Annotated in this window: 10 protein-coding genes, 1 pseudogene and 1 riboswitch; of the genes and pseudogenes, 2 read left to right on the top strand and 9 right to left on the bottom strand. The window is 73.9% G+C overall.

The features are described 5' to 3' along the window. Positions 1–338 precede the first annotated feature (338 nt). Positions 339–1,316 carry an SCO1860 family LAETG-anchored protein gene (locus ACIBAE_RS24765; RefSeq protein WP_399289393.1) on the top strand — a complete coding sequence of 326 codons (978 nt, stop codon included), beginning with the start codon at positions 339–341 and terminating at the stop codon, positions 1,314–1,316. A gap of 224 nt (positions 1,317–1,540) precedes the next feature. On the opposite strand, the gene cobC is transcribed toward ACIBAE_RS24765, so the two are convergent. Both cobC and ACIBAE_RS24775 read right to left on the bottom strand, forming a co-directional pair. Continuing rightward, a complete protein-coding gene (gene cobC / locus ACIBAE_RS24770) occupies positions 1,541–2,602 on the bottom strand; it encodes an Rv2231c family pyridoxal phosphate-dependent protein CobC (RefSeq protein ID WP_399289395.1) in 1,062 nt (353 codons plus the stop codon). Between the two features lie 212 nt (positions 2,603–2,814). Continuing rightward, positions 2,815–3,189: pseudogene (locus ACIBAE_RS24775) on the bottom strand (cobalamin biosynthesis protein); the annotation flags it as partial. Between the two features lie 45 nt (positions 3,190–3,234). On the opposite strand from ACIBAE_RS24775, the gene ACIBAE_RS24780 reads away from it, so the two are divergent. Next, the gene (locus tag ACIBAE_RS24780; RefSeq protein WP_399289397.1) at positions 3,235–3,990 is read left to right on the top strand and encodes a ZIP family metal transporter; all 756 of its coding nucleotides are present in this window, start codon (positions 3,235–3,237) and stop codon (positions 3,988–3,990) included. A gap of 68 nt (positions 3,991–4,058) precedes the next feature. Here the strand turns inward: ACIBAE_RS24780 and ACIBAE_RS24785 are convergent, their stop codons facing one another. The 7 genes from ACIBAE_RS24785 to ACIBAE_RS24815 all read right to left on the bottom strand — a co-directional run bounded on the left by ACIBAE_RS24785 (position 4,059) and on the right by ACIBAE_RS24815 (position 12,618). Then, positions 4,059–5,441: a cobyrinate a,c-diamide synthase gene (locus ACIBAE_RS24785; protein ID WP_399289399.1), complete on the bottom strand. Its 1,383-nt coding sequence runs from the start codon at positions 5,439–5,441 to the stop codon at positions 4,059–4,061. Next, positions 5,435–6,034 carry a cob(I)yrinic acid a,c-diamide adenosyltransferase gene (cobO, locus tag ACIBAE_RS24790; RefSeq protein ID WP_399289401.1) on the bottom strand — a complete coding sequence of 200 codons (600 nt, stop codon included), beginning with the start codon at positions 6,032–6,034 and terminating at the stop codon, positions 5,435–5,437. Before cobO ends, ACIBAE_RS24785 begins: the two co-directional genes overlap by 7 nt. After that, positions 6,034–8,178 (bottom strand): putative cobaltochelatase, encoded by a 2,145-nt coding sequence (locus ACIBAE_RS24795; protein ID WP_399289403.1) that lies wholly within the window; start codon positions 8,176–8,178, stop codon positions 6,034–6,036. The genes cobO and ACIBAE_RS24795 overlap by 1 nt, the downstream gene beginning before the upstream one ends. A gap of 115 nt (positions 8,179–8,293) precedes the next feature. Continuing rightward, complete coding sequence (locus ACIBAE_RS24800; RefSeq protein WP_399289405.1) at positions 8,294–9,880, bottom strand: cobyric acid synthase; 1,587 nt, start codon at positions 9,878–9,880, stop codon at positions 8,294–8,296. Then, positions 9,877–10,875 (bottom strand): cobalamin biosynthesis protein, encoded by a 999-nt coding sequence (locus ACIBAE_RS24805; protein ID WP_399289407.1) that lies wholly within the window; start codon positions 10,873–10,875, stop codon positions 9,877–9,879. Before ACIBAE_RS24805 ends, ACIBAE_RS24800 begins: the two co-directional genes overlap by 4 nt. Before the next feature lie 32 nt (positions 10,876–10,907). Continuing rightward, positions 10,908–11,052: riboswitch (cobalamin riboswitch) on the bottom strand. Positions 11,053–11,122: 70 nt separating this feature from the next. Beyond that, a complete protein-coding gene (locus ACIBAE_RS24810; protein ID WP_399289410.1) occupies positions 11,123–11,353 on the bottom strand; it encodes a hypothetical protein in 231 nt (76 codons plus the stop codon). Then, complete coding sequence (locus ACIBAE_RS24815) at positions 11,350–12,618, bottom strand: anion permease (protein WP_399289411.1); 1,269 nt, start codon at positions 12,616–12,618, stop codon at positions 11,350–11,352. The genes ACIBAE_RS24810 and ACIBAE_RS24815 overlap by 4 nt, the downstream gene beginning before the upstream one ends. Between the last annotated feature and the right edge of the window lie 305 nt (positions 12,619–12,923).

Here is a 12,923-nt window from a genome sequence, read left to right on the forward strand (position 1 = left end):
CGCCTGGGGGGCGCTTGGTGACGGGCGCTTGGTTGACGGGCCGTGACGTGACGGCGGCCGGCCTCGTTGAAGGGCTTCATGTGCTCCGGCCGGGAGCGGCCGGAGACTGACCGGCGTACGACCCTAGCCGCTTCCGCAGGAGTGAAGCGGAGGAACGCATGTGCCACAAGAATCGAATATGAGCCCGGAAACCCCCCTTTAGAGTGAACTCACCACAGGTGTCCGCCAGTTCACTCTCAGTGCGTAAAGATTCCGGTGTCTCAAGTCGCCGCCGCCGCCGCGTGTCCCCGTGTCGGCAGGCCGGCGACATCATGTTCTCCTGTGGGGGTTTCACCATTTTGAACAGCAACACCTTCCGTATGCCCGCACGCCGCTGCGCCGGCGTCGTGGCCGCCGCCGCGCTGGCGGCGGGACCGGTACTCCTCGCGGCACCGGCGCAGGCGACCAGCCGTGGCGCCGGCCACGGCGAAGGGCGGGCGACCGCGGTCGTCCTCAGGGCCGATCTCGACGTGTCCCTGCTCAACAAGAGCGTCGACGTCCCGCTCAGGACCGCGCTCAACGAGGTCCAGGCGCCGGCCGCCGCCGAGAAGAAGGCGCTGAGCGCCCAGCTGAACGGGGTCGATCAGGGGCAGCCCTTCAGCGTGCTGCGCGCCGACGTGGCCACCGCGAAGGCGACGGCCGACGCGCGCGGGGCGAAGGGCTACACCAACATCGCCCACGCGAAGGTGCACGTCCCCGGACTGCCCCGGCTCTCGCTCATCGAGATCCAGGAGGTCACCTCCCGGGCGGTCTGCGAGGCCGGCAAGCGGCCGGTCGCCGAGTCCAACCTGCTCGGCCAGGTCACCGTGCTCGGCGAGCGGGTCACGCTCTCCGCCGGGGGACCGACCCGCGTCCGGGTGCCGGGGGTGGGCGAGGTGACGCTCGACCTGTCGAAGACGCGCACCACGTCCCGTACGGCCGCCGCGACCGCGCTCGAACTCACGGTCTCGGTCAACCCGCTCAAACTGAACGTCGCCGACGTCGAGGGCTCCCTGACGCTCGCCGAGGCCACCTGCGAATCGCCGAAGGCGCACGCGTCGGCCGACGTGCCGGAGCAGGCGGACGCCTCACCGGCCCCGCAGGTGGACGCCACCTCGAAGCCCGCGCCCGCGAAGGAGGATCTGAAGCCCCGGACCGCCGCCACGAAGCCGGCCACGGCGAACCTCGCGGAGACCGGCGGCAGTTCCACGACCCCCTACCTCGCGGGCGGCGCGGCGGTCCTGCTCGCCACGGGCGCGGGCGCCCTCTTCCTGTCCAGGTCCCGCGCCCGCCGCTGACGCCGGGACGCTGATACCCCCGACGCGGGAAGCGGAAAGCGGGAAGCGGGAGGGGGTCGGAGGGGGAAGCCGGAGGGCCCGGGGGGACCCATGGGGATCCGGTGAACGAGGGGAAACGAGGGGAAACAAGGGGAACAGGGCCCGAGGGGGGCCTTGAAGGAGAGGGGGCCTTGAAGGAGAGCGGCGCCCATCGCGGGGGCGCCGCTCTCCGCTCCGGGCCCCTGTCAGGGGCCCACCGCTATCAGGGCCTGGTCCAGGGCCTGGAGGAAGCGGTTCGTCGTGGCTCTGTCGCGGACGGCCAGGCGGAGCCAGTCCGGGCCCAGGCCCGGGAAGGTGTCGCCCCGGCGGGCGGCGAAGCCCAGGGTGCGCAGGCGGGCCCGTACGGCGTTCGCGCGCGCCATGCGGACCAGGACGAAGGGGGCCTCCGCCGCCTCGACCGCCTGGATCTCGTCGAACTCCGTCAGTCCCGCCAGCAGATGGGCCCGCTCCACCGCGATCAGGCGGGCGGCCGCTTCCGCCTCCGCGAGGGCTCCGGGCGCCATGCAGGCCTCCGCCGCCGCCAGGGCGGGCGTCGAGACCGGCCAGAGGGGCTGGGCGCGCTCCAGGGCGGTCACGGTCGCCGGCTCGGCCAGGACGTAGCCGATCCGCAGACCCGCGAGGCCCCAGGTCTTGGTGAGGCTGCGCAGGACGACCAGGCCCGGCAGGTCCGTGCGGGCGGCCAGGGCTTCCGTCTCGCCCGGGACCGCGTCCATGAAGGCCTCGTCCACCACCAGGATCCGGCCCGGGCGGGTGAGCTTCGCGATCATCCCGGCCGGGTGCAGGACGGACGTGGGATTGGTCGGATTGCCGATCATCACCAGGTCGGCGTCGTCGGGCACCGCCTCCGGGTCCAGCCGGAAGCCGTCCGCCGCGTGCAGGTGGACCCGCCTCACCGTGTGCCCCGCGTCCCGCAGCGCCGCCTCCGGCTCGGTGAACTGCGGGTGCACGACGACCGGCCGGCGGACCGGCAGCGCGCGGGCCAGCAGGACGAAGGCCTCCGCCACCCCCGCCGTCAGCAGCACCCGGTCCGCCGTCAGCCCGTGCCGGGCCGCGACCGCCGCGCGCGCGGCCCGGCCGTCGGGGTAGGCGGCCAGCCCGGTCAGCGAGTCGGCGATGCGTTCGCGCAGCCAGGCCGGGGGAGTCCCGGTACGCACGTTGACCGCGAGGTCGATGAGTCCCGGCGCCGCGTCCCGTACCTCGGCGTCGCCGTGATGCCGCAGATCGTGCGGGTCAGCGCGCGTAGACATGGCAGCCGCACGGGTGGTCACACGTTATGACGGTACGTACGCGCGGCCGTGCCGGGCGCTCCGGGGGCGCCATGCTCTCGCAGGGCTGGACGACGCGGGTCACCGGGCTCCTTCCACCAGCCACCGGTACCCCCGTGGCGTCAACACCGACATGTCTACCGTCAACACCGACATCATGTCCGCCCACGCCGGTTCCACTCCGCCCGGGTCCCGCGCGCCACGGCGCAGGTGACCGCGGCGGGCCGGCCCTCCGGGTTCGACTTCCTCTTCGGTACGAGCAGCTCACCCCCGCCCGCCAGCGCGGCGGCCTCCGCGACGGACGGCGTCCCGACGGCGGCCAGCGGCGCACCGGACGGATGCGGTACGGCGATCCCGGCCAGCAGCTCCGCCGCGTATCCCCGTACCGGCACCCCGAGCAGGGCCGCCGCCGCGACGATCCCCGGTTCGCCGGCCCTGCTGTCGAGCGTCGCCACCTCGGCGACGGAACGGGGGGAGAGCCCGGCGTCCCGCAGCGTGTCCTCGATCAGGCCCAGGATCTCCCCGGCGCGCGCGCCCCCGCGCGCGCCGATGCCGACGACGAGATCCGGTTCCGGACGTGCGGAGTACGGGCCCGATCGGCTATGCAGGGGCTCATGGCGGTCTTCGTCGCGCTCGGCGCGTTCCTCATGACGCTGTTCGGCGGCTGGACGGCGCAACGCGTCACCGACCGCCGCCATCTCGTGCTGGGCCTGGCCGGGGGACTGATGCTCGGCGTGGTCGGCCTCGATCTCCTGCCGGAAGCGGTGCGCGCCGCGGGCCAGGAGGTGTTCGGGGTGCCGCAGGCCCTGCTGCTGTTCGTCGGGGGCTTCCTCGTCGCCCATCTGGTGGAACGGCTGCTCGCCGCCCGTCAGGCGGCGCACGGCGCGGGCCCGGGGGAGGAGAGCCACGGGATGGGCGGGGCCGGCGACCGGGCGCCGCAGATGGGGCTGACGGCGGCCGCCGCGATGGTGGGGCACAGCGTGATGGACGGCGTCGCGCTCGGCGCGGCCTTCCAGGTGAGCGGCGGCGTGGGCACCGCCGTCGCGCTCGCGGTGATCGCCCACGACTTCGCCGACGGCTTCAACACGTACACGCTCACCAGCCTGTACGGGAACGACCGCCGCAGGGCGGTCATCATGCTCGTCGCGGACGCCGTCGCGCCGGTCGTCGGCGCCGCGTCCACCCTGCTGTTCATCCTGCCGGAGGAGGCGCTCGGCAGTTATCTGGGCTTCTTCGGCGGCGCCCTGCTCTACCTCGCCGCCGCCGAGATCCTCCCCGAGGCACACCACGAGCACCCGGCGCGCTCCACGCTGCTCTGTACGGTCCTGGGTGTGGGTTTCGTCTGGCTGGTGGTCGGCTTCGCCGGATGAGCGGTGGCCCGGTGCCGAGCCCGCTGAACGGCCGCCCGGCGGGCGCCCTGATGAGCGGCCGGGCCCTGTCACGCCGCGCATCTCCCGACGAATCGCCGCGCCATCTCCGGCGCCGCCGCCCAGTGCGTGTGCAGATAGCTCGCGTGCACGCCCCGCTGGACGAATCCCTCCACCCGGCGCTCCGGACGCACCACACCCCACGCCGGTTCCGCGCCCGCGCCCGGCTCCAGCACGGTCCGGTGGAACTCGTGTCCCCGCACCCGCGTCCCGGCCGCCGCCAGCGCGCTGTCGCCGATGGCCACCGCCTCCCGGTAGCCCAGGGTCAGCCGTCCCGACATCCGCGCGTCGGCGGCCAGCACGCCGCACATCGGCTTTCCGTCCAGGGAGCGCGCGAGATACAGCAGCCCGGCGCACTCCGCCGCCACCGGTGCGCCGGAGTGCGCCAGCTCCGCCACGGCCTTGCGCAACGGTTCGTTGGCGGACAGCTCGGGGGCGTACACCTCGGGGAAGCCGCCGCCGATCACCAGTCCCCTCGTCCCGGCGGGGAGTTTCTCGTCCCGCAGCGGATCGAAGGGGACGACGTCGGCGCCCGCCGCCGTCAGCAGCTCGGTGTGTTCCGCGTACGAGAAGGTGAACGCCGACCCGCCGGCCACGGCCACCACCGGCCGGGCCGCCCCCGGTGTGACGACGGGCGCGGTGCCCGGCTCCGCCTCCGGTGTCCAGGCCCGCGCGTCCAGCGCGGGCGCGCTGCGCGCCAGCGCCAGCAGCGCCTCCAGATCGCAGCCGGCCCGTACGCGCGCGGCCAGCTCCCGCATCGAGCCGACCGCGTCCGCCTGCCGCTCGGCGACCGGCACCAGACCCAGATGACGGGACGGCGTGACGACCTGTTCGGTGCGCCGCAGCACCCCCAGCACCGGTACACCCGACTCGTCCAGCGCGTCGCGCAGCAGCCGTTCGTGCCGGTCGGTGGCGACCTTGTTGAGGATCACCCCGCCGATCCGCACCTCCGGGTCCCAGGACGCGAAGCCGTGCACCAGCGCCGCCACCGACCGGGACTGCGACGACGCGTCCACCACCAGCACCACCGGTGCCCGCAGCAGCTTCGACACCTGGGCGGTGGAGGCCAGTTCGCCCTGCCCCGACGCGCCGTCGTACAGCCCCATCACGCCTTCGACGATCGCCAGGTCGCTGCCCGCCGCGCCGTGCGCGAACAGCGGTCCGACCAGGCCGGGGCCGCACATGTACGCGTCGAGATTGCGGCCCGGACGCAGCCGCCCGCCGGCCGACACGGCCAGCGCGTGGTAGCCCGGATCGATGTAGTCGGGCCCGACCTTGTGCGGGGACACGGTGAGTCCGCGTTCCGAGAAGGCCGCCATCAGGCCCGTCGCGACGGTGGTCTTGCCGCTGCCGGACGAAGGGGCGGCGATGACCAGGCGCGGGACGTTCACCACTCGATGCCCCTCTGGCCCTTCTGACCCGCGTCCATCGGGTGCTTGACCTTGGTCATCTCCGTGACGAGGTCGGCGAAGTCCAGCAGTTCCGGCGGCGCGTTGCGCCCGGTGATCACCACGTGCTGGGTGCCGGGACGGGTGCGCAGCACCTCGATCACCTCGGCGGTGTCCACCCAGCCCCAGTGCAGCGGGTAGGCGAATTCGTCGAGGACGTACAACCGGTGCGTCTCGGCCGCCAGATCACGCTTGACCTGCTCCCAGCCCTCGCGCGCCGCCTCCTCGTTGGACAGCTGGCTGTCGCGCTGCACCCAGGACCAGCCCTCGCCCATCTTGTGCCAGGCCACGGAACCGCCCTCGCCGCTCGCCCCCAGCACCTTCAGGGCCTGCTCCTCGCCGACCTTCCACTTCGCGGACTTCACGAACTGGAAGACCCCGATCGGCCACCCCTGGGTCCAGGCGCGCAGCGCCAGCCCGAACGCCGCCGTCGACTTACCCTTGCCGGTCCCCGTGTGGACGAGAACGAGCGGGCGGTTGCGGCGCTGACGGGTGGTGAGACCGTCGTCCGGTACGGTTTCCGGCTGTCCCTGCGGCATTATGCGGCCCTCCTGGGTGCGTTGGTTCCCTGTACGTCCCTGACCAGCCCGGCGATGCTGTCGGCGCGCAGCTCGTCCAGGGTGATGGCCATGCCCTCCAGATCGGCCGCGAGCGCGCCCGCGAGACCGAGCCGTACGGGCCCCGACTCGCAGTCCACGACCACCGACGCCGTCCCGTCCGCCGCGTGCAGCCGCGCCGCGCGTGACGCGAGCGCCACCGGGTCGGGGCCGCCCGCCGCGCGTGAGCCGCGCGCGCCGGTCGCCCGGCCGTCCGTCACCACCACGAGCAGCGGGCGGCGCGCGGGATCGCGCATCCGTTCCACCCGCAGGACGTCATGCGCCTTGAGCAGCCCGGCCGCGAGCGGAGTGCGCCCGCCCGTCGGGAGCGACTCCAGCCGGGCCGCCGCAGCGTCCACCGACGACGTGGGGGGCAGCGCGACCTCGGCGTCCTTGCCCCGGAAGGTGACCAGCCCGACCTTGTCGCGGCGCTGGTACGCGTCGAGCAGCAGCGACAGCACGGCGCCCTTCACGGCGCTCATCCGCTGCCGGGCCGCCATCGACCCGGACGCGTCGACCACGAAGAGCACGAGATTCCCCTCGCGCCCCTCCCGGGTCGCCTGCCGCAGATCGTCCCGGCGGACCACCAGGCCCGGGCCGCTCCGCCCGCGCGCCCGCTGGTGCGGGGCGGCGGCCTGCACGGTCGCCGCGAGATGCAGCTTGGTCAGGGCGCCGCGCGGGTGCCGCGAACCGGTCGTCCTGCCGTGCTCGGTGCGCGCCCGCGACCGGCGCCCGGCCGCGCCCTCACCCAGACCCGGGACGCTCAGCATCTTGGTGCGGAACGGCTCCGCGGACCGTACGGCGGACTGGTCACCGGCGCTGGCGCGCTGGGGCCCTCCGCCCTCGGGCGTGCTCTCCGGCGCGGTCCCCGGTTCCGGCCGCGCGGGCGTGTCGTCCTGCCCCGAGGTGTCCTGGGGCGGCGTGTCGGATTCCTCCGGGCCGGATCGCGGCGGCTGCCCGCCCCCGCCGCCGGGTCCGTCAGGACCGTCGGGCCCGTCGGGATCGGGGTCGTGGTCCGGGTCGTCGTCCCCGTCGGGGCCCTGGCCGTTCGTACCGCTCGCGTCGTTCCCCTCGTCGCCGGCGAACCGCTCCAGCGTGTCGTCTAGCTTCTCCTCGTCCAGACCCGGCGCGTCGAACGGATTGCGGCGCCGCCGGTGCGGCAGGGCGAGCAGCGCGGCCTGCCGTACGTCCTCGGCGGTGACATCCGTACGACCCGCCCACGCGGCCAGCGCCGTCGCGGTCCTCGCCATCACGATGTCCGCCCGCATCCCGTCGACCTCGAAGGCGGCGCAGGTCGCGGCGATCTGCAGCAGCGCCGCGTCACCGAGCCGCACCCCGGGCAGGAGGGCGCGCGCGGCGGAGACGCGCTCCCGCAGCGCGCTCTCCTCGTCGGCCCAGCGCGCGGCGAAGCCGGCCGGATCGTCGTCGTACGCGAGCCGCCGCCGTACGACCTCCACCCGCAGCTCCGGCTCGCGCGAGGCCGCGACCTCGACCGTGAGGCCGAACCGGTCGAGCAACTGCGGCCGCAGCTCGCCCTCTTCGGGGTTCATCGTCCCGACGAGCAGGAAGCGCGCGGCGTGCCGTACGGAGACGCCTTCCCGCTCCACGTACGAAGCACCCATGGCGGCCGCGTCCAGCAGCAGGTCCACCAGGTGGTCGTGGAGCAGATTGACCTCGTCGACGTACAGCACGCCCCGGTGCGCGTCCGCGAGCAGCCCGGGCTCGAAAGCCTTCACGCCCTCCGCCAGAGCCCGTTCGATGTCCAGCGCCCCGACGAGCCGGTCCTCGGAGGCGCCGACGGGCAGCTCGACCATCCGGGCCGGCCGGGATATCCCGGGACCGCTCTCGTGCGGGCCGTCCGGGCAGCCGGGATCGGGCGCGGCGGGATCGCAGCTGAACCGGCAGCCGGCGACGGCCGCCACCTCGGGCATCAGTGTCGCGAGGGCCCGTACGGCCGTGGACTTGGCCGTGCCCTTCTCGCCGCGTACGAGGACACCGCCCACGGCGGGACTGACCGCGTTGAGCAGCAGGGCCAGCCGCAGATCGTCCATCCCCACGACGGCGGTGAACGGGAAAGGCGTGCTCATATGCTGATCGCTCCTTCGTACTGCTTCACGGCTTCAAGCGGCTTCACGGCGTCACACGGCTGTACCGTCCCGCGCGGCTGACGCGGCTGACGCGGCCGACGCGCCTCGACGGTCGTCATGGCGCCCCCGGCGGGATGAAGGGCAGCCCGGCCGGGGCCCCCTCCTCGATCAGACGCAGCAGCGCGTCCGTGTCGGCGTGCTCCTCGATGAGGTCGCCGAGCAGGTCGAGCTGCTCCTCGCGCAGCGCTCCGAAGCTCGTGTCGGGCGCCGGGACGAAACGCCGGCCGGCCGCCCGCGCCACCTCCGTCAGGAACCGCCGCCGGAACGCGTCGCTCTCCAGCGCCCCGTGCCAGTGCGTGCCCTGGACGGCCCCCACCCGGCAACCGTCCAGCGGCGTTCCCCGCTCGTCCGAGACGAACGCCTCGCCGCCGCGCACCTCCGCGACGCCGTGATGGATCTCGTACCCCTCGACGGCTTCGCCGAGGGCCGTCCCGGCCGGCCTGGCCAGGGTCTTCTCCCGGTCGAACCTGACCCGCACGGGCAGCAGGCCGAGACCCGCCACGGCCCCCGCCCGCGACTCCACCTCGTCCTCGATGTGCTCGCCCAGGATCTGGTAGCCGCCGCAGATGCCCAGCACGGGACGCCCCTCGGCGGCCCGCCGGACGATCGCGTCGGCCAGCCCGCGCTCCCGCAGCCATGCCAGCGCCTTGACCGTGCCGCGGGTGCCCGGCAGGACCACCAGATCGGCGTCGGCCAGCTCCTCGGCCCGGTCCACGAAGCGCACCACGACCCCCGGCTCGGCCGCCAGCGCGTCCACGTCCGTGAAGTTGGACATCAGGGGTACGGCGCAGACCGCGACCCGCAGCACGTCCTCGCCGTACGGGGCGGACGCCGGTGACTCGCGGACGGCGCCGCGCACCGAGACCCGCAGCCCGTCCTCCTCGTCGATGCCCAGACCGTGCCGGAACGGCAGCACGCCCAGCGTGGCCCGCCCGGTCAGCCCGCGCAGCATCTCCAGACCCGGCTCCAGCAGCGACACGTCGCCCCGGAACTTGTTGACGAGATAACCCGCGATCAGATCCTGGTCCTCGGGGCTCAGCAGCGCGGTCGTCCCGAAGAACGAGGCGAAGACCCCGCCCCGGTCGATGTCCCCGACCACCACCACCGGCAGCCGCGCGGCCCGCGCGATGCCCATGTTGACGATGTCGGTACGGCGCAGATTGATCTCGGCCGGGCTGCCGGCCCCCTCGCAGATCACGGCGTCATACGTGCTCCGCAGCTCCTCCAGGCACTCCAGAACGGTCGCCAGCAGGGCTTCCCGCCCCCCGTGCGGTGTGCTCCCGGGGGACGCCCCGGTCCCGCCGAAGAAGCCGCGCGCACTCATCTCGCCCACCGGCCGCCCCATCAGCACCACCTGGCTGCTGCGGTCACCGCCCGGCTTCAGCAGAACGGGATTCATCAGCGCGGACGGCTCCACACGGGCCGCCTGCGCCTGCATCGCCTGGGCCCGGCCGATCTCCGCGCCCTCGCGCGTCACGAACGAGTTCAGCGACATGTTCTGGCCCTTGAAGGGCGCGACCTTCACCCCCTGGCGTACCAGCCAGCGGCAGATGCCCGCCGTGACGACGCTCTTCCCGGCGTCCGAGGTGGTCCCCGCTATCAGCAGGCCACCGCCGGGCGCGCCCCGACCCATCAGCCTCATCGGCGTTCCTTCCCGCTTCCGGACGTACCCGCCGCACGGGCACGCCGCAGCGCGCCGTACGCGAACCGGCCCGTGACACAGACCGCCAGCGCGAGGGTGTTCACCCGGCGCGACAGCCGTACGGCCCGCTCGATGTCCGCGACCTCGACGGGCCGCCCCGCGCCGTTCAGCACCGGCCGGTGCTCGACCCGGCCGCCGTAAGTCAGCGTCCCGCCGAGGCGTACGCCCAGCGCGCCCGCGAACGACGCCTCCACCGGGCCCGCGTTGGGGCTCGGATGCCGGTGCGCGTCCTGCCGCAGCGCCCGTACGGCTCCGCGCGGACGGCCGCCCGCCAGCACCGCCAGGGCGGCGGTCAGCCGGGCCCCCGGCCAGCCGGCCACATCGTCGAGCCGGGCCGAGGCCCAGCCGAACCGGCGGTACCTGGCGGACCGGTGACCCACCATCGCGTCCAGCGTGTTGACCGCGCGGAACGCCACCAGACCGGGCGCCCCGGCGACCGCTCCCCACACCAGCGCGCCCACCACGGCGTCGGAGGTGTTCTCGGCGACGGACTCCACGACGGCGCGGGCGATCTGCTGCCCGTCCAGGGCCTGGGGGTCGCGTCCGCACAGATGCGGCAGCCGCCGCCTGGCCCGCTCGATGTCCCCGGCGGTGAGCGCCCCGCCGATGGCCCGTGCCTCCCGGCCCAGTGAGGTGCCGCCGACGACGGCCCAGGTGGCGGCGGCGGTCAGGACGGCGGAGGCGGCGGGGCGGTCGCGTACCCCCCGGGCGGCGAGCGCCGCGGCCCCGGCGGCGCCACCGGCGCAGACCAGGGTGTGCAGTGCGCCCCACCCGCGGTGGTCGCGCCAGAGCGTCCGCTCGACAGCCCCCGCGGCCGTACCGAACGCGGCGACCGGATGCCCCCGGCGTGGATCGCCGAACATCCGGTCGGCGAGGAGGCCGGCGGTGGCGCCGTACGCGAAGATCCGCTCGGCGGCTGAACCCCAGCCAGGCATGGCGACATGTCCTCACTCAGGGTCCGCGCCCCGGCTCGACGTGATGCGGCGGCGAGAGTTCCTGGCTCCTGGGGGACGAGGCCTCCAGTGACAGTGGCGGGACCGCGCCGGATTCGCACCGGCTTCCTCTTCTGCCTCCGTAAATGGCCCCGGAAGTCCACCACGCTCCGCGAACACCGTCAACTCACCTCTGACCTGCGACGGGACAGTGTGCCGCGCCCCACACGGCACGCGTTCGGTGGCCGGGTCAGGCGACGATCAGATAGATCCCGTACGCCACGGCCGCCGCGCACAGGGCGAAGCAGGCGTAGGCGCCGATACGGGCCGGTGCCACCACGGGGCCGGCGGCGCCCCGCCCGGACGCGGAGTCCCGCTTGGCGAGACCCACGATGCCCAGGGTGAACAGGCCGACGAGCCCGATCGTGGCCACGAGGCTGACGCCGAAGACGGAGCCGAGAGCCGCCCAGTCGATGTTCATGCGGCTTGTTCCTTTACCGGGGTGGGTGCCGGGGCAGCTGCCGGAGCCGCTGTCTTGACGGGTCGTGCCGGGTCGGCGGCCGGGAGGTCCTGCGCGCCGCCGGCGGCTGCCACGGGCGGCGGGGCGACGGCGGTGACGGCGGCCGCCACCGGTGCGGTCGGGCCGCCGGTCTCCGTGACATTCGTGTGGTCGACCGGACGGCGGCGCGAGGCGAGCCAGATCCCGCCGGAGGCCGCGACGAGCAGGACGGCCACGGCCGCGACGCCCCAGCTGCCCTGGCGGGTCAGGAACTCCGCGCCGGCGGCGACCAGGCCCGCGGCGGGCAGGGTCAGGCCCCAGGCGATGAACATCCGGGTCGCGGTCGACCAGCGGACCACCCCGCCCTTGCGGCCGAGGCCGGAGCCCATCACGGCGCCCGAGACGGACTGCGTGGTGGAGAGCGAGAAGCCCAGGTGCGAGGAGGCCAGGATGACGGTCGCGGCGCTGGTCTGGGCGGCGAAGCCCTGCTGCGGCCGGAGATCGGTGAGGCCGGCGCCCATGGTGCGGATGATCCGCCAGCCGCCGAGATACGTACCGAACGCGATCGCCGTACCGGCGGAGACGATGACCCACAGGGGAGGATTGGAGCCGGGGGCGAGGACGCCCCCGGTGACCAGCGCGAGCGTGATGACGCCCATGGTCTTCTGCGCGTCGTTGGTGCCGTGGGCGAGCGAGACGAGACCGGCGGAGGCGATCTGCCCGGCGCGGTAGCCCTTGGCGGTGGCCTTCTCGTCCGTCCCCCGGCCGATCCGGTACGTCAGCCGGGTGGCGAGCAGGGCCGCGAGGCCCGCGACGAGGGGCGCCGCGAGCGCGGGGATCAGGATCTTGGTGATCACGACACCGCCGTTGACCCCGGAGGATCCGACGGACATCAGGGTGGCGCCGATCAGGCCGCCGAAGAGTGCGTGGGAGGAGCTCGACGGCAGGCCGAGCAGCCAGGTGAAGAGATTCCACAGGATGGCGCCGACGAGCGCCGCGAAGATCACTTCTGTCCGGATGCCCTGTTCATTGATGAGCCCGCCGGAGATCGTCTTGGCGACCTCGACGGACAGGAACGCGCCGACGAGATTCAGGACGGCCGACATGGCCACCGCGATCTTGGGTTTCAGGGCGCCGGTCGAGATGGTCGTCGCCATCGCGTTGGCGGTGTCGTGGAAACCGTTGGTGAAGTCGAACACGAGAGCCGTCGCGATCACTATCGCGAGCAGCAGCGTCATGTGCTCCATGTACCCAGGCAATCGTTCGACGTCAGTGGCTCGGTGAACGTAGGGAGTCAGAATGAACGGAAGATGAACAGAGCACGTATGTGCGGTGACTCATGGGGTTTGTCACGTGTGATGTCACCCAGATGTCATTTTCATGTCGTCCGGGAATCGCCCCTCCGCCGCTGAATTCACCTATCCTTCCGCGCCGCTCCCACCCGCTCGCTCCGTCCGGGGACCGGGCCGCCCTCTCCGGAAGCGGAGCCGGAGCCCCCCGGAGCCCGAGCCGGCTTCCGCCGGGCACGGCCGGCTGACAAGATCGCCGGCCG

The sequence above is a fragment of the Streptomyces sp. NPDC051569 genome, from assembly GCF_044454085.1.
In the GTDB taxonomy this organism is placed as follows: domain Bacteria; phylum Actinomycetota; class Actinomycetes; order Streptomycetales; family Streptomycetaceae; genus Streptomyces.